At 67.4% G+C, this 25,126-nt stretch carries 24 protein-coding genes, 1 other RNA gene and 1 pseudogene; 7 read left to right on the top strand and 19 right to left on the bottom strand.

Features of this window, described 5'->3' with window-relative positions; all coding sequences use genetic code 11:
- Positions 1-90 precede the first annotated feature (90 nt).
- From O8I58_RS07475 to O8I58_RS07420, 12 genes are all read right to left on the bottom strand, one after another.
- A complete protein-coding gene (locus O8I58_RS07475; RefSeq protein WP_298321909.1) occupies positions 91-2,403 on the bottom strand; it encodes a xanthine dehydrogenase family protein molybdopterin-binding subunit in 2,313 nt (770 codons plus the stop codon).
- Positions 2,396-2,881: a (2Fe-2S)-binding protein gene (locus tag O8I58_RS07470; RefSeq protein WP_298321907.1), complete on the bottom strand. Its 486-nt coding sequence runs from the start codon at positions 2,879-2,881 to the stop codon at positions 2,396-2,398. The genes O8I58_RS07475 and O8I58_RS07470 overlap by 8 nt, the downstream gene beginning before the upstream one ends.
- Positions 2,878-4,206, bottom strand: coding sequence for a cytochrome c (locus O8I58_RS07465; protein ID WP_298321906.1), 1,329 nt, complete (start codon positions 4,204-4,206; stop codon positions 2,878-2,880). Before O8I58_RS07465 ends, O8I58_RS07470 begins: the two co-directional genes overlap by 4 nt.
- A gap of 169 nt (positions 4,207-4,375) precedes the next feature.
- Complete coding sequence (locus O8I58_RS07460; protein WP_298321904.1) at positions 4,376-5,224, bottom strand: SirB1 family protein; 849 nt, start codon at positions 5,222-5,224, stop codon at positions 4,376-4,378.
- A 124-nt stretch (positions 5,225-5,348) separates the two neighbouring features.
- Positions 5,349-5,804: a DUF192 domain-containing protein gene (locus O8I58_RS07455; protein ID WP_298321902.1), complete on the bottom strand. Its 456-nt coding sequence runs from the start codon at positions 5,802-5,804 to the stop codon at positions 5,349-5,351.
- A gap of 52 nt (positions 5,805-5,856) precedes the next feature.
- Positions 5,857-6,504 carry a ribose-5-phosphate isomerase RpiA gene (rpiA, locus tag O8I58_RS07450; protein ID WP_298321900.1) on the bottom strand — a complete coding sequence of 216 codons (648 nt, stop codon included), beginning with the start codon at positions 6,502-6,504 and terminating at the stop codon, positions 5,857-5,859.
- 39 nt (positions 6,505-6,543) lie between these two features.
- Positions 6,544-7,020 (bottom strand): EVE domain-containing protein, encoded by a 477-nt coding sequence (locus tag O8I58_RS07445; protein WP_298321898.1) that lies wholly within the window; start codon positions 7,018-7,020, stop codon positions 6,544-6,546.
- The gene (locus tag O8I58_RS07440; protein ID WP_298321896.1) at positions 7,017-7,601 is read right to left on the bottom strand and encodes a 5-formyltetrahydrofolate cyclo-ligase; all 585 of its coding nucleotides are present in this window, start codon (positions 7,599-7,601) and stop codon (positions 7,017-7,019) included. Before O8I58_RS07440 ends, O8I58_RS07445 begins: the two co-directional genes overlap by 4 nt.
- A gap of 54 nt (positions 7,602-7,655) precedes the next feature.
- Positions 7,656-7,840: non-coding RNA, 6S RNA (gene ssrS / locus O8I58_RS07435), on the bottom strand.
- A gap of 71 nt (positions 7,841-7,911) precedes the next feature.
- Positions 7,912-8,208 carry a cell division protein ZapA gene (locus O8I58_RS07430; RefSeq protein WP_298321894.1) on the bottom strand — a complete coding sequence of 99 codons (297 nt, stop codon included), beginning with the start codon at positions 8,206-8,208 and terminating at the stop codon, positions 7,912-7,914.
- Positions 8,205-8,426, bottom strand: a complete 222-nt coding sequence (locus O8I58_RS07425) for a TIGR02449 family protein (RefSeq protein ID WP_298321892.1) — start codon at positions 8,424-8,426, stop codon at positions 8,205-8,207. Before O8I58_RS07425 ends, O8I58_RS07430 begins: the two co-directional genes overlap by 4 nt.
- Positions 8,427-8,494: 68 nt before the next feature.
- Complete coding sequence (locus O8I58_RS07420; protein ID WP_298321890.1) at positions 8,495-10,744, bottom strand: putative bifunctional diguanylate cyclase/phosphodiesterase; 2,250 nt, start codon at positions 10,742-10,744, stop codon at positions 8,495-8,497.
- A gap of 153 nt (positions 10,745-10,897) precedes the next feature.
- Between O8I58_RS07420 and O8I58_RS07415 the strand changes: the two genes are divergently transcribed.
- Together O8I58_RS07415 and O8I58_RS07410 are read left to right on the top strand one after the other, a co-directional pair.
- Positions 10,898-11,437, top strand: a complete 540-nt coding sequence (locus O8I58_RS07415) for a UPF0149 family protein (RefSeq protein WP_298321888.1) — start codon at positions 10,898-10,900, stop codon at positions 11,435-11,437.
- A gap of 159 nt (positions 11,438-11,596) precedes the next feature.
- Positions 11,597-12,925, top strand: coding sequence for an aminopeptidase P N-terminal domain-containing protein (locus O8I58_RS07410; protein WP_298321886.1), 1,329 nt, complete (start codon positions 11,597-11,599; stop codon positions 12,923-12,925).
- A gap of 171 nt (positions 12,926-13,096) precedes the next feature.
- Here the strand turns inward: O8I58_RS07410 and pepQ are convergent, their stop codons facing one another.
- The 7 genes from pepQ to rph form a co-directional block, all read right to left on the bottom strand.
- Positions 13,097-14,440, bottom strand: coding sequence for a Xaa-Pro dipeptidase (gene pepQ, locus O8I58_RS07405; RefSeq protein ID WP_298321884.1), 1,344 nt, complete (start codon positions 14,438-14,440; stop codon positions 13,097-13,099).
- A 69-nt stretch (positions 14,441-14,509) separates the two neighbouring features.
- Entirely contained in the window at positions 14,510-14,848 is a 339-nt protein-coding gene (locus tag O8I58_RS07400; RefSeq protein WP_298321882.1) for a PilZ domain-containing protein, read from the bottom strand.
- Entirely contained in the window at positions 14,845-17,190 is a 2,346-nt protein-coding gene (locus O8I58_RS07395; protein WP_298321881.1) for a DUF1631 domain-containing protein, read from the bottom strand. The genes O8I58_RS07400 and O8I58_RS07395 overlap by 4 nt, the downstream gene beginning before the upstream one ends.
- A gap of 89 nt (positions 17,191-17,279) precedes the next feature.
- Entirely contained in the window at positions 17,280-18,437 is a 1,158-nt protein-coding gene (gene hemW / locus O8I58_RS07390; RefSeq protein ID WP_298321879.1) for a radical SAM family heme chaperone HemW, read from the bottom strand.
- 120 nt (positions 18,438-18,557) lie between these two features.
- Positions 18,558-19,163 carry an RdgB/HAM1 family non-canonical purine NTP pyrophosphatase gene (gene rdgB, locus O8I58_RS07385; protein WP_298321878.1) on the bottom strand — a complete coding sequence of 202 codons (606 nt, stop codon included), beginning with the start codon at positions 19,161-19,163 and terminating at the stop codon, positions 18,558-18,560.
- On the bottom strand, positions 19,163-19,552 hold the full coding sequence (locus tag O8I58_RS07380; RefSeq protein WP_298321876.1) for a VOC family protein: 390 nt from the start codon (positions 19,550-19,552) through the stop codon (positions 19,163-19,165). The genes rdgB and O8I58_RS07380 overlap by 1 nt, the downstream gene beginning before the upstream one ends.
- On the bottom strand, positions 19,549-20,274 hold the full coding sequence (gene rph / locus O8I58_RS07375; RefSeq protein ID WP_298321874.1) for a ribonuclease PH: 726 nt from the start codon (positions 20,272-20,274) through the stop codon (positions 19,549-19,551). Before rph ends, O8I58_RS07380 begins: the two co-directional genes overlap by 4 nt.
- A gap of 104 nt (positions 20,275-20,378) precedes the next feature.
- Between rph and O8I58_RS07370 the strand changes: the two genes are divergently transcribed.
- The 5 genes and pseudogenes from O8I58_RS07370 (at position 20,379) to O8I58_RS07350 (ending at position 25,084) form a co-directional block, all read left to right on the top strand.
- Positions 20,379-21,239 (top strand): YicC/YloC family endoribonuclease, encoded by an 861-nt coding sequence (locus tag O8I58_RS07370; protein ID WP_298321872.1) that lies wholly within the window; start codon positions 20,379-20,381, stop codon positions 21,237-21,239.
- A gap of 92 nt (positions 21,240-21,331) precedes the next feature.
- Entirely contained in the window at positions 21,332-21,946 is a 615-nt protein-coding gene (gene gmk, locus O8I58_RS07365; RefSeq protein ID WP_298321870.1) for a guanylate kinase, read from the top strand.
- A 22-nt stretch (positions 21,947-21,968) separates the two neighbouring features.
- Positions 21,969-22,295, top strand: a complete 327-nt coding sequence (locus tag O8I58_RS07360) for a low molecular weight protein tyrosine phosphatase family protein (RefSeq protein ID WP_298321868.1) — start codon at positions 21,969-21,971, stop codon at positions 22,293-22,295.
- Positions 22,296-22,438: 143 nt separating this feature from the next.
- The gene (gene rpoZ / locus O8I58_RS07355) at positions 22,439-22,735 is read left to right on the top strand and encodes a DNA-directed RNA polymerase subunit omega (RefSeq protein WP_298321866.1); all 297 of its coding nucleotides are present in this window, start codon (positions 22,439-22,441) and stop codon (positions 22,733-22,735) included.
- 179 nt (positions 22,736-22,914) lie between these two features.
- A pseudogene (locus O8I58_RS07350) lies at positions 22,915-25,084 on the top strand (bifunctional (p)ppGpp synthetase/guanosine-3',5'-bis(diphosphate) 3'-pyrophosphohydrolase).
- Positions 25,085-25,126 lie beyond the last annotated feature (42 nt).

The raw sequence follows: 25,126 nt of genomic DNA, 5'->3' as shown, positions 1-25,126 counted from the left end.
CCCAGGCGGCTGATCCGCGCCGCCTGGGTTCTGGCATCCCCACCTTGATGGGGCGCCTGCAGCGCCACCACTGCCGGTAACGGACCTGCTTCAGGTGGTCGGCTTTGCAAGCACCTCAAGCAGGTCGTCGGCCCGGATGGGCAGGTGGCGGACGCGCGCGCCCACCGCGGCAAAGATCGCATTGCCGATCGCCGGCGCGACCACGGTGGTCCCCGGTTCGCCCAGGCCCACCGAGGTTTCGGTGCTGGGCAGGAATTCGATCTGCAGTTCCGGCACGTCGGCGATGCGCAGGGGCGTGTAGGTGTTGAGGTTGAGGTCGCGTGGCCGGCCGTTCTCGAACTGCGTGCCTTCCAGCAGTGCCATGCTGGCGCCCCAGAGCATGCCGCCTTCGGTCTGGGCCAGGGCGCCGTCGGGATGGACGACGGTGCCGGCATCGACCACTGCCCAGAGTTTTTCCAGTGCAACCCGGCCGCTGCTGCGCTCGACCTTCACGCGCGCCACGCAGGCCACCCAGGTGGGCATGCCACGCTCCTGGCCGAACGTCGTGGCGATGCCCAGGCCGGTGTCGGCCGGCTGCTGCTGGCCCCACCCGGAGATCTCGGCCACGCGCCGCAGCACCGCCGCCTGGCGATGCGCGCCGCCGACTGCATTCGGCGCACTGCCCGCGTTGTCGCCGCTGCCGTCCAGCAGGTCCAGGCGGAATTGCAGCGGATCCTTGCCCAGCTTGTGCGCGGCTTCGTCCATGAAGCTCTCCAGCGCCCAGTTGGTCCAGCCTGGGCCCACCGAGCGCAGCCAGCCCGGGCGGAAGGCCCGGTTGGCCAGGTCATTGGAAATGGCGCGCACCCGGTGCTTGCCCACGGTGTACCAGTGGTCCGCGCCGGCAATCGCGAACGGATCATAGGCGCCGCCATCGGGCGCCTTGGCCAGGAAGGCCGCGGCCATCACCTGGGTGGGCCAGCCGGCGGAGGCATCGTGCTGCATGGCCACCGGCGTTCCATCCGCGCTGAAGCCAAGCTTCAGGCGCTGCACCGAAGGTGAGCGGAAGGAGTCGAAGTTCACGTCATCCGCTCGGGTCAGGGTCAGCTTGACCGGCTTGCCGATGGCCTGCGATGCCAGTGCCGCGGGAATCAGGTAGTCACCGTTGAGCCGGCGGCCAAATCCGCCGCCGAGGAAGTAGCTGCGCAGGACCACCTTGTCCTCGGCCACGCCCAGTGCCTTGGCCAGGGGCGGCAGCGACAGGCTCTGCCATTGGGTGCCTGCATGCAGTTCCCAGATGCCGTCCTTCTGGAAGGCCAGCGCATTCACCGGCTCCAGCTGGAAGTGCAGCACGCTGGCGGTGGTGTATTCCGCTTCCAGGGTGGAGGCGGCGGCCGCCATGGCAGCTTCCACGCCGGCTATGTCGACCACGCGCACGCCGGCCTTGGGGTCGGAGATCAGGGTACGGGCGTGGTCCTGGATGTCCTTTTCCGAGGTCCTGGCCGTGTCATCGCTACTCCATTCGACCTTCAAGGCCGCGGCGGCCTTCATGGCGCGGTGGGTGGTGTCGGCATAGGCGACGACCCAGCCCGGAACGCTCTCGGACGGGTCCTTGAGGATGGTGTAGCCCTGGTAGCCCTTGACCTGCTTGGCCAGCGAATCGTCGACCGATGTCACGCGCGACCCGTTGCGTGTCGGCGGCATCCGCGGGCTGGCATGGACCATGCCGTCCACGCGTGCATCGAGGCCATAGATGGCGGTGCCGTTGGTCTTGGCCGGGATGTCCAGCGCCTGGGTGTCCACCCCGACCAGGCGACGTTCGGACGCGGGCCGGACCGGCATTTGCTTGAGTTCCTCGGCGCTCCAGCTGCGGCTGAGATTGCCGCGCTGGACGATCTGCGCGTAGTCGATGGAACGTGCGCCGGCATGCACGGCGCTGTTGCGTGCGGTGCAGGCCGTGGCCGGGACGCCCAGCAGCTTGGCGCCTTCTTCGATCAACGCGGTCCGCCCGGCTGCACCGGCCTGGCTCAGGACTTCGAAGCTCTGCCACACCGACCAGCTGCCACCGGTGACCATGAATCCCCACTTCGGGTCGCTGTCCACGTGTTCGAAGCGCACCTTGGCCCAGTCCGCTTCCAGCTCGTCGGCCAGGATGCGGGCCAGCGCGGTGCCCACGTGCTGGCCCATCTCGGCGCGGATGATGTTGACCGTGATCTGGCCATCGGCGTCGATCCGGAACCACAGGTTGGGATCGAACGTCCGGGCGGCGACGACCTGGTCGGCCGCACCGGGCGCAGGGACCAGCAGCGAAGCCTTGGCGAAGGCCATCACGAAACCGGTGCCGGCGGCGCCGATCAGGAAGCTGCGGCGCGACAGCGTGCCCTGCAATCCACCGGCACCCGCACGCAGACGACGGAAGTCATTCATGGGTGGCGGTGTCCTGTGGGGATGACTGGAGTGCGGTGGCGGCCAGCTTGATCGCCTTGCGGATGCGGACATACGCCATGCACCGGCACAGGCTGCCGGCCATGACCGCGTCGATCTCGGCATCGGTTGGTGCCGGATAGTCGTGCAGCAGGGTCGCGGCCTGCATGATCTGGCCGGACTGGCAGTAGCCGCATTGCGGCACCTGGGCCTGGATCCATGCGAGCTGCAAGGCGTGTTCACCGGTGGGCGACAGGCCTTCGATGGTGGTGACCTGTTGTCCGTCGACCGCATCGACCGGGGTGATGCAGGAGCGGATCGCACGGCCGTTGACGTGCACCGTACAGGCGCCACACATGCCGATGCCGCAGCCGAACTTGGTCCCGGTCAGGCCCAGATCGTCGCGGATGGCCCACAGCAGCGGGGTGTCTTCATCGGCATCGACGGTGACGGTCTTGCCATTGAGTTGGAAGGTGGTCATTGGGATGACTTCTGGCTTTCGGCGGAGGCGGGCAGGGTGCGGAGCTTGGCGACCTGGGCTTCCAGGTCCTGCCATGGCGGCTGGCTGGTGCGGGTGCTGCGCAGCCAGCTGGCGAGTTCGGCCACCTGTGCATCGTCCAGGGTCCGCGAGAAGCCGGGCATCATCGTGTCGGGCACGCCTTCCTTGATGTTGATGCCGTGCAGGATGATCTGGATCAGGGAGGAGGGATCGGATGCGTTCAGCGCGCTGCTGAGCCCCAGTTCCGGCCGCACCAGCGTCGGCACGGCCGCACTGTTGTAATGGCATGACGCGCAGGCCGCGTTGAACAGATTGGCGCCCTGCCGCGGTTGATGGGCGCTGCCCAGCTTGTTGCTGTCCATGACTTTGGACAGGCGCGCATCCGGGGTGTACTGCTGCCCCGTTGTCCCGAACCGGTCTGCGAAGTACACCGCGAGCGCGCGGATGTCGCTGTCCGGCGCTTCGCGCAGGCCTTCGTAGATCACCGGTGCCATCGGCCCGGCCGAGGAGCCGTGCAATGCGGTGGCCCCGGTCCTCAGGTAACCGTACAACTCGTCCTCGGTCCATGGGATCGGAGTGGGATTGGTCGCGGCCAGGGGCGGCGCATACCAGCGGTCGATCTGCGCGCCGGAATAGCGTGCATCGCCGGTTTTTTCACCGCCCAGCGCATTGCGCGGGCTATGGCAGGCCGAGCAATGTCCCAGTCCCTCGGCCAGATAGGCGCCGCGCTCCCACTCGGGGCTCTTGCCCGGTGCGGTCAGCGGACCGTAGGCCTTGGGATGGAAGAACAGCAGTTTCCATCCGGCTTGCAGCGTCCGCCAGCTCAGCGGGAAGGGCATGTCCACGGGCGGGGTGGCGGCCTTCACCGGTGCCAGGCTCATGAAATACGCATAGAGGTCCCCGATGTCCTCATCATTGACCAGGCTGAAATGGTCATAGGGGAAGGCCGGGAACAGGTGCGAGCCATCGCGCGCGACGCCCTGGCGCATGGCCCGGGCAAAGGCGGCCTCGGACCAGTGGCCGATGCCGGTGTCCGGGTCTGGCGTGAGGTTGCTCGAATAGATCGTGCCGAAGCCGGTCTCCATCGGATAGCCGCCGGCATAGGTCTGGCCATCCTTGCGGGTGTGGCAGACGGCGCAGTCGCCTAGTCCGGCCAGGATCTTGCCGCGGGCGATGCGCTCGGTGGGGAAGCTGGAGGCAGACGGCGGCGCAATCGGCGCGATGGCCGGCCGATAGGCCAGGATCAGCAGTCCTGCGAATCCCACGACGACCAGGCCGATCAGGATCAGTAACAGACGCTTGAACACGTAGGCCTCCGGCGGCGCACGTTGGAGCGACCGCCACAGGTTCCTGAAGCATCGCGCGTGGCCAGGGCCATGGACGACCACGCAGGATGGATGGCGGCGGCGACCATCCTGCGCCTGGGGACTATAAGCCCTGTCCGGTCGATTGCATGCCCCGGAGGGCAGCCGTGCCTCAATGCATGCGCATTGGCCTGGTGCTCAATCCGACCAACTGGTCGCGTATCGCTTCGACATCCGCCGCGGACGGCGCCAGGTGCAGGTACCTGCCCAGATCGGTCAGCGCGCCTTTGCGATGATCCATCTTCAGGTAAGCAAGCCCCCGGTCGCGCAGTGCGTCGGGCTGGTCGGGGATCAGTTTGAGCACGCGGTCGGCACTGCGCGCCGCGCGGTCCCACTCCCCGCGTTCGGCGTAGACGCCGTGCAGGTTGCGCAGCACGCGCACCAGGATGGCGCGGTGTGGCGCCGGGTCCAGGATCTGCAGCAGCGCGTTGTCGTCGGGCACATCGCCGCCCAGGTGTGGCTTGGCGCGTTCGCGCAGTTCATCGGCACCCAGCGGGCGGCCGCCGTTGAACGGGTCCATCACCAGGATGCCGTCGTCCACCGGCAGGCGGACCAGGAAATGCCCCGGGAAGGACACCCCGTCCAGCGGCACGCCCAACCGGCGCGCAACCTCGATCTGGACCATGGCCAGCGAGATCGGATTGCCGAGCCGGCGTTCGAAGACCTCGTTGATGTAACTGTTGCGCGGGTCGTAATACTCGTCGTGGTCCCCGGCGTAGCCCAGCTCCTCGAACAGGTGCCGGTTGATGGCCGCCATCTTCAGCGGCCAGGACTCGATCATGTCGGTCTCGTGGCGCAGGTGTTCGGCGTGGCTCTGGACCAGCGTGTCATACAGATCCGCATCCAGGTCTGGATATTCGTCGCGCGCAATCAGCAGCGCGGTCCCCAGCAGCGGCAGGGTGTCGTCACCGGCCTGGCTGGCCAACGAACTCCATTCTGGCAGTATCAGTCGATCGTCCATGGCCCAAGACTGCAGCGATTCGCGCGGGCGATCAAGCCCCGGAGGTGCGCTGGGCGCGGTCGAGCGGGGGCGTGTCCTGGCGGTTGGTTCGTGGGAACGGCGAACGACACCATGATCGCTCTGCTTAGTTCGACTTGGCCTTCAGCGTCACCCTGGAATCGACCTTCAGTGTGTCGCCCTTCTTCAGGCCGATCCGGGCGGCCTGGCCGGCATTGAGTTCCAGCACATAGATCGCCGGGGCGTTGCTGGGATACGACGGGCAGGCGTTGCCAGCAGTGCACGGCGGCACGTCACGCTGCTCGCCGACCAGCTTGAGGTCGTGGTCGAAATACAGGATGTCCAGCGGGATGTGGGTGTTCTTCATCCAGTAGGCGATGGGTTCCTCGTCGTCGTGGATGAACAACATGCCGTGACCGGCCGCCATCTGGTCGCGGAACATCAGGCCGCGCGCGCGTTCGGTTTCGTCGTCGGCGATCTCGATCGAATAACGGTGTCCGTCCAGTTCCACCCACGGCGTGCGCGCGCAGGCCGTGAGGCCGATCAGCAGCAGGGTGACGAGGGCAGCGAAGCGTACGGACATGGGGACTCCTGCGGGCGTGACGGAGGAACGGCAGACGGTGTTTGGGCCTGGCTCAAAGCACCTGTGCGGTGTCGCCGCCGATGATCAGCACATCGGCCGGGCGACGCGCGAACAGGCCGACCGCGACCACGCCGGGAATCTGGTTGAGCGCGGTTTCCATCGCCACCGGGTCGGTGATTGCCAGGTTGTGCACGTCCAGGATCACGTTGCCATTGTCGGTGGTCACGCCATCGCGCCACACCGGCTGGCCGCCGGTCATGGCCAGGATTTCACGCGCGACCAGGCTGCGCGCCATCGGGATCACTTCCACCGGCAGCGGGAACCTGCCCAGCACCGGCACCTGCTTGCTCGGATCGACGATGCAGACGAACTTGGCGCTGGCCTGGGCGATGATCTTCTCGCGCGTGAGCGCCGCGCCGCCGCCCTTGATCAGGTACTTGTTCGGGTCGCACTCGTCGGCGCCATCCACATACAGCGACAGGTTGCCGCTGTGGTTGAGGTCCATCACTTCGATGCCGTGCGCGCGCAGGCGCGCGGTGCTCTGCTCGGAGCTGGACACCGCCGCCTTGATCCGGCCCGGGTCGCGGCCCAGCGCATCGATGAAATAGGCCACGGTCGAGCCGGTGCCCACGCCGACGGTCATGCCGTCTTCAACGAACTCGATGGCTTTTTCGGCGGCCAGGCGCTTGGCTTCGGACATGGGATGCTCGATTGGAAGTGGGATGGAAAGTGGGGGCGATTATTTGGATTCGAGTGCCAGCAGCAGCTTCCACTGCGCCGTGCTCACCGGCAGCACCGACAGGCGCGTGCCCTTGCGGATCAGGGCGAAGTCCTCGCCCAGCGCCTCGGCATGTTCGCGGATGGCGTTCAGCGAAATGCCTGCATTGAGCTTGCGCTCGAAGGCCACGTCCACCAGGAACCAGCGTGGCTGTTCAGGCGTGGCCTTCTCGTCGAAGTATTTGGATTTCTTCTGGAACTGGGTCGGGTCTGGGTACGGCGTGCTGGCCACGCGGGCGATGCCGTAGATGCCCGGCACCTCGGTATTGGAGTGGTAGAACAGCACGCCGTCGCCGACCTGCATACCGTCCTTCATGAAGTTGCGCGCCTGGTAGTTGCGCACGCCGGTCCACGGCTCGGTGCCCACGCGCGCAAGATCGTCGATGGAGAAGTCCTCGGGTTCGGACTTCATCAGCCAGTAGCGGGTGCGCGTGCTCATCGTTGGGCCATCAAGGTGTTGGATTCGGTGCAAATGGCGTCGGGTCGCACGTCCCAGGGCTGCACGTCCAGGGGTTCGGTGCGCTGCGCCTCGAAACCGGCGCCGACCAGCCATGGCGGCGCGGCGGCGGCATGGCGGAACGCGAAGCTGCGGTCGTACCAGCCGCCGCCCATGCCCAGCCGGTGGCCTTGGTCGTCGAAGCCCACCAACGGCATCACCACCAGCGCCATCTGTTCGGGCTCCAGTGCAGAGGAGGGCGATACGTCCGGTTCGGGAATACCGAAGCGGTTGGTCACCAGGCCATCGCCGGCGCGCCAGGGCGCAAAGCGTAGCTCTTCGCCATGCAGCACCGGTAGGCAATACACCAGGCCGGCGGGCAGTTTCAGCTGGAAGGCATGCAGGCCGATTTCTCCGTCCATCGCCCAATAGCCGGCGACGTAACCTCTGTCGGGCAGAAATGGCAATGCGAACAGCTGCCTGGCCAGTGCTTCGGCGCCAGCGATGCGCTGGGCGGCGGGCAGGTCCCGGCGTCGTTGGCGCAGGCTGCGCCGCAGGAGGGTGCGGGCGTCGTTTTCGCTCATGGAAAAAAGAATGCCGCGTCCTGGTGCAGGGCGCGGCATTCTAGAAGATTCAAGACATCCTCCGCCAATGGCGATGCTTCGAAACGACCTTGAACCCGGGGTTCAAGTGGGACACCTTGGGGGCCATCGGGCTTCCCGCTACTAAGGCGGACTTGCGCTCCCGGCTTCCGTCGATGCCCCGTTGTCGTCATTAAGGGACAAGGCGAATGTTTTGACGCTGTCGCTCACAGCAGAGGATGTGCGGCCAGTATAGCGGCGCATCGTTTCCTGCCTAGTCCGTTTGTCGGCACGGTTCAGGACGAAGCTGGCGTCAGCGTGGTTCGAGCCAGCCATCCAGGCGGCGGTGCAGGTCGCCCAGCGTGCGTGTCAGCTCGTTGTCCTGCGCGGCCTGCTGGTCACGCAGTTGCTGCAGTTCATGGGCGAGATTCAGCGCGGCCAGGACCGCGATGCGGTCGGCCGAGGCCAGGCGGTGCGCGCCGCGGACTTCACGCATGCGCGTATCCAGCAGCCTGGCTGCAGCCATCAGGCTGCCGCGTTCGCCGGGTTCGACACCGATGGTGTATTCACGATCCAGGATGTGGACGTTGACCGCTTCGTTGCTGCTCACGTGTGCTGCTCCAGTGACCGCAGGCGCGTGATCATGGCCTCCACGCGCGACCGGGCCAGTTCGTTCTTGGCCAGCAGTTGCGAACGCTCGCCAGCCAGTTGCTCCTGTTGTGCGCGCAGGCTGCGGTTCTCGTCAGTCAGACGCTGGCAGCGGTCGCCCAGCTCCTGCAGGCGTGAGGCCAGGGCGCGGAGCTGTTCGATCGCATCGGAAGGGTCCATGGGCGGCACGATAGGCACGCGCGTGGCGGCCGGTCAAGCGCGCGGGAGCGGCCGCGCGCGGGTGTTGTTCAGATGCTGGCGAACAGGTCGGAACGGGGGTAGTAAGCGCGGATGAAATCCAGGCACTGGTTGGGTTCCAGCGCACGCGAGACGTAGTGGCCCTGGATCTCGTCGCAGCCGCGTTGCTGCAGGAAGGCCATCTGCGCGACGGTCTCCACGCCCTCGGCCACCACGTTCAGCGACAGCGAACGTGCCATGGCGATGATGGCGCTGGTGATGGCTTCGTCCTCGATATCATGGTCGATGTCGCGCACGAATTCCTGATCGATCTTCAGCGTGGTCAGCGGCAGGCGCTTCAGGTAGGCCAGCGATGAATAGCCGGTGCCGAAATCGTCGATCGCGATCGACACGCCCAGCGCGCGGCAGGCGCGCAGCTCGCTGCTGCTCTGCTCGGGGTTGGCCATCAGCACGCTTTCGGTGAGCTCCAGCTCCAGGCGCGCGGCATCGATGCCGGTTTCGGCCAGGACCCGTGCGACCACGTCGGCCAGGTCGCCACGTTGCAGCTGCAGGGACGAGACGTTCACCGCCATGCTGAGTTCCTCCAGGCCGGCGTTGTGCCAGTCGCGCAGGGTCTGGCAGGCCTGGCGCAGGGCCCAGATGCCGATGTCCACGATCAGCCCGCTTTCCTCGGCCAGCGGGATGAACTGGGCCGGGGAGATTTCGCCCAGCTCGCGGCTTTCCCAGCGCAGCAGTGCTTCGGTGCCGATGATCTGCTGGTCGTGCAGTGACAGGCGTGGCTGGTAGACCACGCGCAATTCGTTGCGTTCCAGCGCGCGGCGCAGCGCGCTGGCCAGGATCGCGCGATGGCGCGTCTTTTCGTCCATCGCCTCCGAATACACGGCCCAGGTGTGGCGGCCGGCAGCCTTGGCCTGGTACATGGCGGTGTCGGCATGCTTGAGCAGTTCGGTCGGCACCTGGGCGTGGTCCGGGTACACGCTGATGCCGATCGAGGGTGAGACCGCCAGCTCCAGCCCTTCGCTGAAGGACAGGGGCTGGGTGAAGGCCTGGATGACGCGTTCGGCCACGCGTTCGGCTTCGGCCAGCGAGGCGATGGCTTCCAGCACGACGGTGAATTCGTCGCCGCTCAGTCGCGCGACGGTGTGTTGTGCGCCGACGGTCTGCTGCACGCGTGCGGCGGCGGCGCGCAGGATGCGATCGCCGGTGGCGTGCCCCAGGGAATCGTTGATGTCCTTGAAGCGGTCCAGGTCGATGAACAGCACCGCCACCCGGCTGCGTTCGCGACGGGCGCGGACCACCGCGCGCGACAGCCGTTCGGACAGCAGCGAGCGGTTGGGCAGGCTGGTCAGGGTGTCGTAGTTGGCCAGGTAGCGCAGTTCCTGTTCGACGCGCTTCTGCTCGGTGATGTCGTTCAGCACCAGCACCACCATCAGCTGCTGCCCGCTGGCATCGGGTACCACGTTGGTTTCGATCCGGCAGAGGATTTCCTCGCCGTCCTTGCGCGCTTTCCAGGCTTCGCCGGACCAGCGGCCGTCGTGCTGCAGCCGGTTGCTCAGGCGCGAGGTGCTGTCGCCGGCGTTCTTGCGGCTGTCCAGCAGGGCCAGCGGCTGGCCGGCGACTTCGGCGCCGTCGTAGCCGGTCATGCGGCTGAAGGATGGGTTGACCGTGATGAAGCGGTATTCCGAATCCAGCACTGCCACCGCTTCGCTCATGCTGCGCATGACCTCGCTGGCGACGCGGTGTTCGTATTCGGCCTTGCGGCTGGCGGTGATGTCACGGGCGGTGCCGGCCAGGCGCAGGGCGCGCCCGGTGCCATCCGATTCGACCACCCGGCCGCGCGCGCGCACCCAGGCCCAGCTGCCGTTGCCGGCCATGTCCATGCGGTGTTCGGAGGTGAACAGCGGCGCCTGGCCACGCAGGTGGTTGCGCAGACGCTGGATCACCAGTGGCAGGTCGTGCGGATGGATCGACGGCACCTCGCCCACGCGGGTGAGCATGGTGATGGCGCTGCTGGACGGGGAGGGTTCGTCGGTCCGCATGTGGTGCAGGCGGCGCTGGACCAGGTCGTAGTCCCAGAACACCTCGCTCGAAGCCCACAGGGCCAGCTTCAGGTGGTCGTCTCCTTCGTGTACCGGCGGCGTCCGCGGCAGGCGCCTCAGCAACGCAGGCAACCACAGCCGGCGGCTGCCGATTACCAGCACCGCGGCAAGGACCAGCGCAGCGACGATCATCCACACCGTGCGGGCGGTGCTGGCAGGCTGGGCGCTACCCAGCAGAGCAAGGACGGTGAACGTTGGCATCACTTCGGAAACGACTCCGCTTCGTTCGCCAGCGCCGGGAATGCCCGGAGTGTAGGCGTGCGGTGCGTCACGCAACAAGCGGTTGGGCGGCTTTCGTTCTACAATTTCGCGCATGCAATCTGATGCTTTTGATCGGCCGCAGGCCGCCACGCGATGACTTTGCCGACCCCCGAAGACGTCGACCAGGCCGCACGCAGCCTGGGTCTTGGCGCGAGCCCTTTTGAACTCCATGGAGGCCTGTGCGGCTGGCTGGCGGGCGGTGGCGACAATGTCGCGGACTGGCCGGCCCGCGTGCTGGCCGATCCGTCGCTGGCCACGCCCGCGCCCGATAGCCCGCTCGATGAACTGCGCACTTCCACGGCCACCCAGTTGGAAGATCGTGGCTTCGGCTTCGACCTGTTGCTGCCCGAGGCCGCGGCAGGGCTGGAAGAACGCGCCCAGGCCCTGTTCGACTGGTGCCGGTCGTTCCTGGGTGGTTTCGGCCTGGCAGCGGTTGGCGATGCGTCGTTGTCCGACGATGGCGCCGAAGCCTTGGCCGACCTCGGCAAGCTCGCCCAGGCCAGCCCGGAGCTGGGTGAGGGAGAGGAAGACGAGGAAGCGCTGGCCGAGATCGAGGAGTTCGTGCGTGTGGCGGTCCTGCTGCTGCACGGCGACTGCGTGCTGGCGCCCAGGCACCGCAAGCGCCTGAACTAAGGCCTGGGCTGTTGGCTGCCGCTGCACCAGCGCGCGTGCGGGGCCAGGACGAATGAGGAAATGTATGTCGATACATGCCCGAGTGATGGCGCCCCACCGCGCGTGCGCTGACGTGGCCAGCGGGAACGGTGGCCGGTTCGACATGGGTTCCAGGCCCGCATGAAAAGCACGGCCGGCATTGCCGCCGCCGAATTCGCGCGGCGGCGCAGGCAGCTGATGCGCATGGCCGGTGACGACGCGATCCTGGTGCTGCGGGCCGCGCCGGAGCGGGTGCGCAGCAACGATACGCACTATCCGTTCCGGCAGGATTCGGACTTCTGGTACCTGAGCGGTTTCCCGGAGCCGGATGCGGTGCTGGTGCTGATCCCGGGCCGCCGCCACGGTGAGGTGATCCTGTTCAACCGCGACCGCGATCCGGCCCGCGAGGTCTACGACGGCCCACGCGCTGGCCAGCAGGGCGCGGTCGACGACTACGGCATGGACGATGCCTATCCCATCGAGGACATGGACGAGATCCTGCCCGGGATGCTGGAAGGCCGTTCGCGGGTCTATTACCACTTCGGCCGCGATGCCGAATTCGACCTCAAGCTGATCGGCTGGGTGGACCAGGTCCGCGCCCAGGGACGGACCGGCGCGCAGCCGCCGCATGAGTTCCTGGAGCTGGGCCACCTGTTGCACGAGCAGCGGCTGTTCAAGTCGAAGGACGAGCTCAAGCTCATGCAGCGCGCCGCGGACATCAGTGTCGAAGCGCATCTGCTCGCCATGCGCTGCGTGCGTGCCGGCATGCGCGAGTACCAGCTGCAGGCGATGATGGAATGCGTGTTCCGCAGCCACGATGCGTGGCCGGCGTACGGCAGCATCGTCGGCGCCGGCGCCAACGCGATCACCCTGCATTACGTGGCCAACAACGGCCAGGCCAGGGCTGGTGATCTGGTGCTGATCGACGCGGGCGCCGAATACCGCAATTACGCCGCCGACATCACCCGCACGTTCCCGGTGGATGGCCGCTTCAGCCCCGCGCAGCGCGCGCTGCATGATCTGGTCGGTGCGGCGCAGTCGGCTGCAATGGCACAGGCCAGGCCGGGGGTGTCCTACGAATCTGGACACGAGGCGGCCGTGGCAACCCTGACCGAAGGGCTGCTCCGGCTCGGCCTGCTCAAGGGCACGCTGGAGGCGTGCATCGCCGATGGCAGCTACAAGCGCTTCTACCGGCACAAGACCGGCCACTGGCTGGGCCTGGACGTGCACGACGTCGGTGACTACCGCATCGACGGCGAGTCACGCCTGCTGGAGCCGGGCATGGTCTTCACCATCGAACCGGGCCTGTACATCTCCGCCGACGACACCAGCGTGGACGCCAAGTGGCGCGGCATCGGCATCCGCACCGAGGACAACGTGGTGATCACCGCCACAGGTCACGAAGTGCTGACCGGTGCGCTGGCTCGCAGCGCGGATGAAATCGAGCAGGTCATGGCCAGCGCTTCGTAGGAGCGGCCCTACCGGTGAGCCCCATCGCGGCCATGGGCCGCTCTTGCAGGGGCGCTTGGTTACGTCGCCCGGGTCATGCCATAGGCCGCACCCGGGGACACGGCATCCGCAGTCATCCCGGATGCGCTTCGCTTATCCTGGCTACGGACGCGCAGTGCGTCTGGAGGGACGTCAGCGCGAATGCGATGGCGCGGCCGCGAACGCCGGTCGTGTGAGGTTATCGGCACCGCTGTCAGTGCACAGCACGTTGTCCTCGATGCGGATGCCACCGAAGGGCTTGAAGTGCGCCACGCGATCCCAGTTGATCGCATCGGTATGGCCGGCAGCCTTGGCGTCGTCCAGCAGCATGTCGATGAAGTACAGGCCCGGTTCGATGGTCACCACCATGCCCGGCTCCAGCAGGCGGGTCATGCGCAGGTAGGGATGGCCGGCCGGGCGCGGGATGCGACCGCCGCGGTCGGACTCGGCAAAGCCGGCCACGTCGTGCACCTGCAGGCCGAGCGGATGGCCCAGGCCATGTGGGAAGAATGCTGCCGACACGCCGCTGACCAGCGCGGCCTCGGGCGAGACGGTGATCACGCCGAAGTCCTTCAGGATGCCCATCAGCGACAGGTGCGCGTCGATGTGCAGCTGCTTGTAGTCCACGCCCGGGCCCACCGCTTCGCACATCCTGATCTGCGCGGCATCGACTGCGTCGATCATCGCCTGGAACTCGCTGCCCGTATCGGCCGCATAGGTGCGGGTGATGTCGCTGGCGTATCCGGCGGCACTGGCGCCGGCATCGATCAGGAAGCTGCGCGACACCGCCGGCGCGCTGCGGCCCAGTTCGGTGTAGTGCAGCACCGCAGCGTGTTCGTTGAGGCCGATGATGTTGCCGTACGGCAGTTCGCTCGCGTCCTGGCCGACGGCGGCGCAATAGGTCATGTGGATCTGGAATTCGCTGGCGCCGTTGCGGAATGCGGCTTCGGCGGCGCGATGGCCGCGCACGGCCAGGGCCTGTGCCTGGCGCATCAGTGCGATTTCGTACGCGGTCTTGTACGAACGATGCCAGGCCAGGTAATCGACCACGGCCTCCGGGTTGTTGGGTGCGTATTCGCCCAGCGTGCTGAGCGGCTCGCCCAGGATGGCGCAGCGGTTGGCCGGCTTGGGCAGCAGCGCGATGGCTTCGTCCGGGGTGCGGATGATGTGGATATCGAAATGCTCCACCCACCAGCCTTCTGGCGTGCCCGGCACCACGTGCCAGTAGTCGCGCGGCTGCAGGAAGATCAGCTGCGGGCGCTTGCCGGGCGTGTACACGATCCAGCTGTCCGGCACCCGGGTCAGCGGCAGCCAGGCCTTGAACTGCGGGTTGACGTAGAACGGATAGCCCAGGTCATCGGACGCCTGGTAATGCAGGCGGCCACTGGGGATGACCAGGTGATCCAACCCGCCACGAGCCAGGGCTTGATCCGCGCGCCGGGTCAGGGTGGCCAGGTGATCGGCGTAAAGCGGTGCGGGATCGGGTTGCAGCGTCATGGCGAAAGCTCGGGGCACGGATGAGCCCGCAATTTTGCCGGAATCGCCCCGCCGACGCTGGGTGCTGGCTTAACGCCCCACCCAGTCGCGCAGGGCGGCCAGGTGCGCGGGCGAGAGCGTCAGGAAACGCAGGCCGCACAGCGATTGGCCCGGCGTATGCGCCGCGCCGGTCCACAGCAGGTGCGCGCCGGCATCGATCGTGGTTTCGCGCGCGGGCGTGCTGCCGGGCAGGGTGAACTGCAGCTGGTATAGCGCGTCCTCGCGCAGCGGTTCGCTGGCGACCAGCAACATGCCAGCCTCGGAGATGTTGCCGATCCGGCCGATCACCTGGCTGGTCATCACGTCGCTGACCATGATGGCGCCATTGGGGTTGCGTCGCTGGGCGCGGCGGGCTTCGGTGATGCTCATGCGGCGACTCCGGCCATCTCGCGCAACTTGCCGATGGTGGCCTGCCAGGCACGGTCGATCAGGCGGCCGCGGTCTTCGGTCAGCACACGTGCCTGCCCGCGCGCCATCAGCCGGGCGATGCTGTCCAGGGTGTAGTCGCCGACCTTCTGGCCACGCTGGTTCACGAACAGCGCATGGTCGCTGGTCGGGTTGAACCAGGACAGCCGCAGCCGGCGTACGTCGCCCTGCTGGTTGTGGGTGAACTCGAACCAGGTGCCGAACGGTTGCTTGCGAAGGATGTCGTAGCTGGCCTGCTCGGCGCTGCTGCGCGTCGGCAGGTCCACCTTGGGCGCGTCGGCATCGGCCGCGGCGCTTTTCGCACGCGCCTGCACGCGTGCGGCCAGGTCGGTGCCCCCGGGTGGTTCGGCCTGCGAACCGGACAGGCGCTGGGCGATCACTGCCGCCTCGTCGCCGTGGTAACCGACCTGCACCAGCGCACGTTCGATGCGTGGGGCCAGTGCCGGTTCCGGGGCTGCATCGGCCGAACCGATGGCCTCGGCGATCTGGCTGGTGATGCCGGCTGCTTCCTGCCATTCGGCCGATTCCTCGCCGTTGCGCAGGCGGGTCAGGGTCAGCACGTCGGCCCAGGCCTGGGTCAGCAGCGCCTGCACGAAGGGCGCTGGCTGGCGTCCGCCCAGGCTGGTGTCGATCAGCTGGGCGGCGGCGCGCTTGGCCATCTCCAGCCGGTCGCGGCCGCGCGCGGCTTCCACATGCCGGCGTTCGGCCACTTCGGCCTTGCGCGCGGCGACCTGGAAATGGTCCTGCACTTCGCGGTGGGCCCGTTCGAACACGGCTTCGTCGCCGGTGTACTCGGTCAGCACATTGGTCACGGCCGTGCGCAGCTTCTGCAGCAGGGCCGGGTCGATCTCGTCTTCGCCCAGCCAGCTGGCGCCGGATTCGGCCACCGCGTTGAGCAGTTCGCGCGCCGGGTGCTGCGGGCGCAGGAAGAACTCCCGGTCGTTCAGCGCGGCCTGCACCACCGGCACCTGCAGCTGGCCCAGCAGGTCCGACGCCGGGCCCTTGCGCACCTCGCGGCCGATCTCGTGGTAGAGCAGGTCCAGTAGTTCGAAGGTGTCGGCGTCTTCGCGCGCCAGCTGTGCATCGGGCCCGTGGGCGCGGCGCAGGCCGGCCAGGGTGCGTTCGCGCACTTCATCCAGTGACATCGGCGCTTGCGGTACCTGGCCCTGCGAGACCTGCAATTGCAGTGTCTGCAAGGTGTTGAGCAGTTTGCCGGTGGAGAGCGTATTGCCACCTCCCGCGTCGCCCGCGTGACCGGTGCCCGGGCCGGCGCCACTGCGCCGGGCCTGATCGGTGCCGCCCATCGCGCCGCGAATGCCCACGGGGTCCGCGCCAGCGGGGGCGCCCCCGCTGTACGGAGGGGTGGGGACACGCGCATGCCTGGCCGACAGCAGGCGCTGCAGCGAGGCGAAGCTCGACACCGCTTCCTGCGGGCGGCTGGAGGCGGGCGGGCGGGTCCAGCTGGGCGCGGACTCCTGCGACTGGGAGTGTGCCGCGGCTGCGGCCGTCGGTGCTTTGCTGGCGGCCGCTTCCGGTGACTGGCTGTCACGGGTGACCGGAATGCGGCCGGACGGCGTGCGTGCGCGTTGCGGGGCGAACACCAGTCCGGGCAACACGCCCTGCTGGCCGAGCAAGGCGTTGAGTTCCTCCAGCAGCGCGCCGTAGCTGGCCATGCCCTGCTGTTCGAACACGCGGTACAGCTGCAGCTGGGTCGGCAGGTCCACGTCCAGTTCGACGGCGGCTGCGCGCAGGGCACGGCACAGTGACTGCGGCGACAGCGGCTGCTGGGTTTCTTCCAGCGCCGGGCTGCCGGCCAGCACTCCCATCCGCTGCGACAGCAGGTGCAGGGCTTCGTGGTTGCGGTTTTCGTGCCGGCGCGCGATTTCCTGCAGGACGATCTCCTGGTCGACGTCGTCGTCGGCCACCAGGGTCAGCATCGAAGGGATATCGACGGGTTCTTCCCGTGCCTCGCGCGGCGTGCGCAGGTTGGCCAGTTCGCTTTCCAGCACGGCAGCCATGCGTGGCAGCAGGCGCGAGCGGTGCCTGCGCAGGTGCTGCAGGTTGGCCAGGTGCGTGCCCTGCAGCTCATTGCTGCGGGCGCGTTCGGCCTGGGTGAACAGCTCCTGCTCCAGTGCGTGGACCGTGGCCTCCAGACGCGTGACCAGATGCGGCTGCAGCTGGGTCAGCAGCACATCCAGGATGCGACGGACGCGCTGCGGCAGCGCGGACGCGGCCAGCGTGTCCGTGGTGGGATGAATGGGTGAAGCAGCCCCTGAAGCAGCCATTGGGTTCCATTTTGGCTTTGCGCTCTGCCACGGATTTTTAACACACCTGGGCAGTCCCGGTGGCTCGGGGCCGCTGCATCGCGGTGCTTTCACTCGCCCAGGAACAGCTCCATGACGTCATTGGCGAAACGTAGGCCAAGCGCGGTGGGGGTCACGCGCGTGCCGCTGACATCCAGCCAGCCCCGCTCCACGGCCTGCGCCAGGGCCGGGGCGATGTGCGCGGCCGGCAGCCCGGTGCGCACCTGGAAATCGCGCAGGGCAAACCCCTCGCGCAGGCGCAGCAGGTTGAGCATGTATTCGAACGGCCGCCGTTCCGGGGCGATCAGGTCGTCGCCACCAAGGCTGGCAGGGGTCCCGGCGCTGGCCAGGTAACTGGTTGGGTGCTTGATCTTCCAGCGGCGCAGGATCGTCTGTTCGCCGCCGGAGGTGATCTTGCCGTGCGCGCCGGCGCCGATGCCCAGGTAGTCGCCATAGCGCCAGTAGCCCAGGTTGTGCGCGCACTGCCGGCCCGGCCTGGCGTAGGCGCTGACTTCGTAATGGCCATAGCCGGCGTCGGCCAGTCGCGCCTGGCAGGCTTCCTGGATATCCCAGGCGCCGTCTTCGTCCGGGATGCCCTTGGGCGGGCGGGCGAAGAACACGGTGTTGGGTTCCAGGGTGAGCTGGTAATGCGAGATGTGCGCCGGCGCCAAGGCGAAGGCGCGTTCCAGGTCGGCCAGGGCCATGTCCGGGTCCTGGCCGGGCAGGGCGTACATCAGGTCCAGGTTGAGGTTGTCGAAGCCGGCGTCCTGGGCCAGCTTGACCGCGCTTTCGGCCTGGGCGCTGTCGTGGATGCGGCCGAGCCGGCGCAGGCAGGCGTCATCGAAACTCTGGATGCCGAAACTCAACCGGTTCACGCCCGCCGCGCGGTAGGCATCGAAGCGCCCGTGCTCGGCCGTGCCGGGGTTGGTTTCCAGGGTGATCTCGCACTCGGGCACGAACCGCAGTCGTGCGCTGGCGGCCTGCAGGAAGCGGTCGATCTGCTCGGCGGGGAACAGACTCGGCGTGCCGCCGCCGAAGAACACGCTGTGCACGCTGCGGCCCCACACCAGTGGCAGGTCCTGTTCCAAATCGCGGATCAGCGCATCGACGTAGTCGTCGAACGGCAGCGCGCCCTTGCCTTCATGCGAATTGAAATCGCAGTACGGGCATTTGCGTACGCACCAGGGCAGGTGCACGTACAGCGACAGGGGCGGTGGGATCAGCTGCACGTTTGCGGAGCACTGCTCCGCGTGCGGCTGATCGACCGGCCATGGATGGCCGGGCCGGTGGTTGGTGTGACCTGGAGGTTGCGCCATGGATGGCATCGGGAGACGAACGGATCCAGCCGGTCAGATGTTGGCGAACAGCGCAGTCAGCTGTTGATTGAGCACGTCCAGCGCGCGGGCGCGATGGCTCAGCTTGTTCTTCAGCGCGGCGTCCATTTCCGCCGCGGTCAATCCATGGTCCGGGTCCAGGAACAGCGGGTTGTAGCCGAAGCCGCCATTGCCGCGCAGTTCGCGGATCACCTCGCCCTCCCACGCGCCTTCGGCGATCAGCGGCTGCGGATCTTCCGGGTGGCGCAGCAGCACGATCACTGCGTAAAAACGCGCGCGACGCTGGCCATCGGGCACGTCCTGCATCGCCTCGAGCAGCTTGGCGTTGTTGGCCGCGTCGCTGGTCGGCGTGCCGGCATAGCGCGCGCTGTACAGGCCGGGCGCGCCGCCCAGGGCATCGACGATCAGGCCCGAATCGTCGGCCAGCGCCGGCAGGCCGGTGACGGCCGAAGCATGGCGCGCCTTGATCAGCGCATTCTCGACGAAGGTCAGGCCGGTCTCTGGCACGTCTTCCACGCCCAGCGATTTCTGCGGGACGATTTCGTACGGAAGATGCGCAAGCATCGCGTTGAACTCGGCCAGCTTGCCGGCGTTGCCGCTGGCCAGGACAAGACGTTTCATCACTTGGGCTCCAGTAGATCCCACTTGTTGCCGTACAGGTCGCGGAATACCGCGACCGTGCCATAGGCCTCGTCACGTGGCGTCTCCAGGAATTCCACGCCTTGCCCGCGCATGGCGGTGTGGTCGCGCTGGAAATCGTCGGTGTACAGAAAATGATCGACGCGCCCGCCGGTCTGGTCACCGACCCGCGCGCGCTGGGCGTCGTTGCCAGGCTGGGCCAGCAGCAGTCCGGCCGCGTTGCTGTCGCCAGGGCCGACCACGACCCAACGCTTGCCGGCACCCATTGCGCGGTCTTCCAGCAGGGTGAAACCGAGCGCACGGGTATACCAGGCGATCGCCTCGTCGTAGTCGTGCACCAACAACGTAGTTAGGGCGATGCGGCGTTTCATCCTGCCAGCGCGTCGCGCTGGGCCTGCACCAGCTGGTCGATGCCGGCCTGGGCCAGGCCCAGCAGGGCATCCATTTCCTCGCGGCGGAACGCATGGCCTTCGGCCGTGCCCTGGACCTCGATGAAGCCGCCGCCGTCGTTCATGACCACGTTCATGTCGGTATCGCAGTCGCTGTCTTCGGCATAGTCCAGGTCCAGTACCGGCACGCCCTTGTAGATGCCGACCGACACCGCGGCGATCGCGCCGAAGATCGGGTCGCGCTTGATCTCGCGGCGGGCCTTCAGTCCGCTGATGGCATCGGCCAGGGCCACGTAGGCGCCGGTGATGGCCGCGGTGCGGGTGCCGCCATCGGCCTGCAGCACGTCGCAGTCCAGGGTGATGGTGCGTTCGCCCAGGGCGCCGCGGTCCACGCAGGCGCGCAGCGAGCGGCCGATCAGGCGCTGGATTTCCAGCGTGCGCCCACCCTGCTTGCCGCGCGCGGCCTCGCGGTCGCTGCGGGTGTGGGTGGAGCGCGGCAGCATGCCGTATTCGGCGGTCACCCAGCCCTCGCCCTTGCCGCGCAGGAAGCCCGGCACGCGGTTCTCCACGCTGGCGGTGCACAGCACGCGGGTGTCGCCGAAGGACACCAGCACCGAGCCCTCCGCGTGCTTGGTGAAGCCGCGCTGGATCGACACGGGACGAAGCTGGTCGGCAGCGCGACCGCTGGGGCGGGAGAAGGTCATGAAAAATCGCTTTGAAGAAGTGGGTCGCGGCGGCGTGATCGACCGGGCCGCGAGGCACGCTAGGGTACCATCCACGCCCCTTTTGCCCCTGGAAGCCGACCGCCGTGATCCGCAGCATGACCGCCTATGCCACCGTCGAGCGCCAGATCGAAGGCGGCTCGCTGAGCGCCGAACTCCGCGCGGTCAACCACCGCTTCCTGGAGCTTGGCCTGCGCCTGCCCGACGAACTGCGCGCGCTGGAGCCGGCCCTGCGCGAGCGCGTCTCGGCCCGCATCGGCCGTGGCAAGCTGGACCTGGTGCTGCGCCTGCGCGCGGCCGAAGGCGAGGGCGGCCTGCACCTGAACCAGGCGATGGTCGACGAGCTGGCCCAGCTCAACCTGGGCCTGACCTCGCGCTTCCCGGGCCTGCGCACCAGCCTGACCGAACTGCTGCAGTACCCGGGCGTGCTGCGCAGCCGTGGGATCGATCCGGAGATGCTGCAGGCCGCGGCGCTGGAACTGCTGGATGCGCTGCTGGACCAGTTCGTCGCCGCCCGTGAGCGCGAAGGCAGCAAGCTGGCCGAAGCCATCGCCGAGCGCGTGGACGGCATCGAGGCGCACGCGGCCGAGGCGCGTGAGCTGATTCCGCTGATCCGCACCGGCCAGCGCCAGAAGCTGGAAGCGCGCCTGGCCGATCTGGCCCAGCCGGCCGATCCGGGCCGCCTGGAACAGGAGTTGGTGCTGTCGCTGCAGAAGCTGGACGTGGACGAGGAGCTGGACCGCCTGGGCAGCCATATCAAGGAGATCCGCCGGGTGCTGAAGCAGGATGCCGCGGTGGGCCGGCGCCTGGACTTCCTGCTGCAGGAGTTCAACCGCGAGGCCAACACCCTAGGCTCCAAGTCGGTGGACGTGCGCACGACCAATATCGCGGTGGAGCTGAAGGTCCTGATCGACCAGATCCGCGAGCAGGTCCAGAACCTGGAATGACCGTGGCTGGCGGCCCGGCGCGGCTTTGCTAGACTTGCCCGCCTTTTGAAGCAACCGCCGCTGACCCGGCGATGCCAAGGCCACCACACGCCATGCGCGGCACCCTCTATATCGTCGCGGCCCCTTCGGGCGCCGGAAAGAGCAGCATCGTCAATGCCACGCTGGCGCGCGACCCGCGCATCAGCCTGTCGATCTCGTTCACCTCGCGCGCGGCACGGCCGGGCGAGCGCCATGCCCAGCACTATCACTTCGTCAGTGCCGATCAGTTCCAGTCGATGATAGACGCCGGCGATTTCTTCGAATACGCCCGTGTCCACGGCGACTGGAAGGGCAGCGCCCGCCAGTCCGTCGAGCCGCAGCTGGCTGCTGGCCAGGACGTGCTGCTGGAGATCGACTGGCAGGGTGCGCGCCAGGTGCGCGAGAAGGTGCCGGACGCGGTCAGCGTCTTCATCCTGCCGCCCTCGCGCGGTGCGCTGGAAGAGCGCATGCGCAAGCGTGGCCAGGACAGCGAGGCCGTCATCGCCCAGCGCCTGTCTGCCGCGCGCGAGGAGATGTCGCACTTCGATGAGTTCGATTACGTGATCGTCAACGAGGTGTTCGACCAGGCCGTGGACGAGATGTGCTCGATCTTCACCGCCAGCCGCCTGCGCCGCGAACAACAGCTGGCCGAACACCGCAGCCTGATCGACGCGCTGCTGGCTGATTGAGCCTGCGCATTCGCTGCACGCTTTGAACGTCCTGTTCGTCTGCAGCCAGAACCGGCTGCGCAGCCCGACGGCCGAACAGGTCTTCGCGGATTGGCCCGGGATTGAAGTCGCTTCCGCCGGCTTGAACCACACTGCTGAGAATCCATTGACCCCCGAGCTGCTGGCTTGGGCGGATCTGGTGCTGGTGATGGAAAAGGCGCAGCGTTCGCGCCTGTCACAGAAATTCCGCGCGCATCTGGATGGCGTACGGGTGGCCTGCCTGGACATCCCGGACGACTACGCCTTCATGGATCCGGCACTGGTCGAGCTGCTGCAGGTGCGCGTGCCGCGCCATTTGCCCAGGCGCTAGGCCCATGGGAAGCCGAAATCCGGTTTAACCGTTTGATTTTGAAGGGTTGCCTTGCAATCCTGGGCGCAGATGCCTAAAATCCGCGGTCCCTTTCCGCTAGTCGCGCGGCCCACCTTGCCGGTGGCAGTCCGCCTGGAGCCCACATGGCCCGCATCACCGTAGAAGATTGCCTGAAAGTCGTCGACAACCGTTTCGACCTGGTCATGATGGCCGCCAAGCGCGCCCGCCAGCTTGCCAACGGCGTCGAGCCGACGATCGAGAACGACTCCGAAGACAAGCCGACCGTGCTGGCGCTGCGCGAGATCGCGGCCCGTACGATCGACAACGAGCTGATCGACCGCGTCGAGAAGGCCGAGCGTGAGCGCGCCGAGCGCGAAGCGCTGGAGTGGGCTGCCGCTGAAGTGGTCGCCGACGACGACATGTCCAAGGGCGACGACTGATCTTTCGCAGATCAGCCTGAATGCCTGCCCCGACGGCCCGCCTTGTGCGGGCCGTCGGCGTTTGCGGCGTCGGGTTCTGGTGCATTCGCGCATGGTGTGCAGTGACTGCACCATCACGAGGTGTGGTTTCCCGCACATGGTGCATTGCCGCGATGGCTTGGCTGGCATAGGCTTTCGCAATGAATCCAGGGCGTTCCAGCAAGGCCATCCGCACACCGCCGCCCCAGGGTGACGAGCTGCCCGAGTACGTGCGCCGTTTCAAGGCCGCGGCCAGCTACCTGCCCGAAGAGCAGTTGCCGCTGCTGCGCCGCGCGTGGGAAGTCGGTGCAGCCGCGCATGAAGGCCAGACCCGCAAGTCGGGCGAGCCCTACATCACCCATCCGGTCGCCGTGGCCCAGGTCCTGGCCGAGCTGGGCATGGACGTGGAGACGCTGATCGCGGCGGTCCTGCACGACACCATCGAAGACACGCCGCTGACCCGCGCGGAAATCGCCAGCGAGTTCGGCGAAGCGGTGGCCGAGCTGGTCGATGGCGTGACCAAGCTGGACAAGCTGAAGTTCCGCGACCGCAAGGAAGCCGCCGCCGAATCTTTCCGCAAGATGCTGCTGGCCATGTCGCGCGACCTGCGCGTGATCATGATCAAGCTGGCCGACCGCCTGCACAACATGCGTACGCTGGGCGCGCAGAGTGCCGAGGCGCGTGCGCGCATCGCTCGCGAAACCCTGGACATCTACGCGCCCATCGCCCAGCGCCTGGGCATGAGCCTGGTCAAGTCGGAGCTGCAGGACCTGAGCTTCGCGGCGATGTATCCGTGGCGTCACGCGATCATCCGCAAGCACATCCAGAGCCAGCCGGTGATGCGCCGCGAGGCGCTGGCCCAGATCGAAACCGACCTGGCCCAGCGGATGACGCGCGAAGGCATTTCCAGCCGCCCTGGTCAGCCGGGTCAAGACCGCCTGGAGCATCTACAACAAGATGCGCAGCGAAGGGAAAAGCTTCGACCAGGTGATGGATGTGTTCGGCTTCCGCGTGGTGGTAGCCTCGGTGCCCGATGCGTACCACGCGCTTGGCGCGGCCCACGCGCAGTACAAGCCGCTGGACGGGCGCTTCCGCGATTTCATCGCGATTCCCAAGGCCAACGGCTACCAGTCGCTGCACACGGTGCTGTTCGGGCCGTACGGCTCGCCGATCGAGGTGCAGATCCGCACCGAGGAAATGGATCTGGTGGCCGAGCGCGGCATCGCCGCGCACTGGACCTACAAGTTCGGCCAGCAGATGCCGAGCAGCGCGCAGAGCCGCGCCCATGCTTGGATTTCGGAGCTGATCGAAAACCAGCGCTCGGCGGGGTCGTCGCTGGAATTCCTGGACAACGTCAAGGTCGACCTGTTCCCGGACGAGGTCTACCTGTTCACGCCCAAGGGCAAGATCCTGTCGCTGCCGCGCAATTCGACCGCGCTGGATTTCGCCTACGCCGTGCATACCGACGTGGGCAACCAGGCGGTGGCCTCGCGCGTGGACAAGCGGCTGGTGCCATTGCGTACCAAGCTCACCAGCGGCCAAAGCGTGGAGATCATCACCGCCAAATCGGCTGCGCCAAAGCCGCAGTGGCTGGAATTCGTGGTCACCAGCAAGGCGCGCACCGCCATCCGCCACCAGCTCAAGCAGTTGGGTCACGAAGATGCCGTGCAGCTGGGCCATCGCATGCTGGATCGCGCGCTGGAAGACCTGGACAGTTCGCTCGACCGCCTGCCGGCGCAGCGCCTGGAGGCCTTCCTGGCCGAACACAAATACCCGCGCCTGGAAGCCCTGCTGGAAGACGTGGCGCTGGGCAACTGGATGCCGGCCCAGGCCGCGCAGGCGATGATGGCCTTTGCCGAACTGCGCAGTGGCGGCCACTCCAAGCATTCGCAGGAGAAGATCCTGATCACCGGTGGCGAGCGTGGGGTGATCAGCTTCGCCAACTGCTGCCAGCCGATTCCCGGCGACGAAATCATGGGTTTCCACACCGCCGGCAAGGGCATCGTGGTGCACCGGCTGGATTGCCCGAACGTGGTCGAGTTCCGCAAGTCGCCTGATCGCTGGGTGCAGATCGGCTGGGATTCCAGCGTCAGCGGCGACTACGACGCCAGCCTGATGATCGAAGTGGAGAATCGCACTGGCGCACTGGCCCAGGTGGCCGCCGCGGTGGCCCAGAGCCAGTCCAACATCGAGCGCGTCGAATACCTGGAGCGCGACATCAACGCCGCGGTCATGCGTTTCAACATCCAGGTGCGCGATCGCAGCCACCTGGCTGAAGTGATGCGTCGGGTGCGCCGGCTGCAATCGGTGCTGGGCGTGCGGCGCGCGTAAGGCAGCACGCCGCGCGGACTGGTGATTCGGCCTGTCGCGGCG

The organism is Pseudoxanthomonas sp., assembly GCF_027498035.1.
Taxonomy (GTDB): Bacteria; Pseudomonadota; Gammaproteobacteria; order Xanthomonadales; family Xanthomonadaceae; genus Pseudoxanthomonas_A.
This window is presented reverse-complemented; position numbering and strand designations above follow the sequence as displayed.

Excerpts from the sequence above, each read along its gene's own strand:
- O8I58_RS07445 (WP_298321898.1), bottom strand. The coding sequence starts at position 7,020 with ATGAGCACGCGCACCCGCTACTGGCTGATGAAGTCCGAACCCGAGGAC.
- O8I58_RS07380 (WP_298321876.1), bottom strand. The coding sequence starts at position 19,552 with ATGAAACGCCGCATCGCCCTAACTACGTTGTTGGTGCACGACTACGAC.
- O8I58_RS07415 (WP_298321888.1), top strand. The coding sequence starts at position 10,898 with ATGACTTTGCCGACCCCCGAAGACGTCGACCAGGCCGCACGCAGCCTG.
- O8I58_RS07470 (WP_298321907.1), bottom strand. The coding sequence starts at position 2,881 with ATGACCACCTTCCAACTCAATGGCAAGACCGTCACCGTCGATGCCGAT.
- O8I58_RS07400 (WP_298321882.1), bottom strand. The coding sequence starts at position 14,848 with ATGAGCATCACCGAAGCCCGCCGCGCCCAGCGACGCAACCCCAATGGC.
- O8I58_RS07455 (WP_298321902.1), bottom strand. The coding sequence starts at position 5,804 with ATGTCCGTACGCTTCGCTGCCCTCGTCACCCTGCTGCTGATCGGCCTC.
- O8I58_RS07420 (WP_298321890.1), bottom strand. The coding sequence starts at position 10,744 with ATGCCAACGTTCACCGTCCTTGCTCTGCTGGGTAGCGCCCAGCCTGCC.
- rpiA (WP_298321900.1), bottom strand. The coding sequence starts at position 6,504 with ATGTCCGAAGCCAAGCGCCTGGCCGCCGAAAAAGCCATCGAGTTCGTT.
- O8I58_RS07440 (WP_298321896.1), bottom strand. The coding sequence starts at position 7,601 with ATGAGCGAAAACGACGCCCGCACCCTCCTGCGGCGCAGCCTGCGCCAA.
- O8I58_RS07425 (WP_298321892.1), bottom strand. The coding sequence starts at position 8,426 with ATGGACCCTTCCGATGCGATCGAACAGCTCCGCGCCCTGGCCTCACGC.
- pepQ (WP_298321884.1), bottom strand. The coding sequence starts at position 14,440 with ATGACGCTGCAACCCGATCCCGCACCGCTTTACGCCGATCACCTGGCC.
- gmk (WP_298321870.1), top strand. The coding sequence starts at position 21,332 with ATGCGCGGCACCCTCTATATCGTCGCGGCCCCTTCGGGCGCCGGAAAG.
- rph (WP_298321874.1), bottom strand. The coding sequence starts at position 20,274 with ATGACCTTCTCCCGCCCCAGCGGTCGCGCTGCCGACCAGCTTCGTCCC.
- O8I58_RS07460 (WP_298321904.1), bottom strand. The coding sequence starts at position 5,224 with ATGGACGATCGACTGATACTGCCAGAATGGAGTTCGTTGGCCAGCCAG.
- O8I58_RS07395 (WP_298321881.1), bottom strand. The coding sequence starts at position 17,190 with ATGGCTGCTTCAGGGGCTGCTTCACCCATTCATCCCACCACGGACACG.
- O8I58_RS07410 (WP_298321886.1), top strand. The coding sequence starts at position 11,597 with ATGAAAAGCACGGCCGGCATTGCCGCCGCCGAATTCGCGCGGCGGCGC.
- rdgB (WP_298321878.1), bottom strand. The coding sequence starts at position 19,163 with ATGAAACGTCTTGTCCTGGCCAGCGGCAACGCCGGCAAGCTGGCCGAG.
- rpoZ (WP_298321866.1), top strand. The coding sequence starts at position 22,439 with ATGGCCCGCATCACCGTAGAAGATTGCCTGAAAGTCGTCGACAACCGT.
- O8I58_RS07475 (WP_298321909.1), bottom strand. The coding sequence starts at position 2,403 with ATGAATGACTTCCGTCGTCTGCGTGCGGGTGCCGGTGGATTGCAGGGC.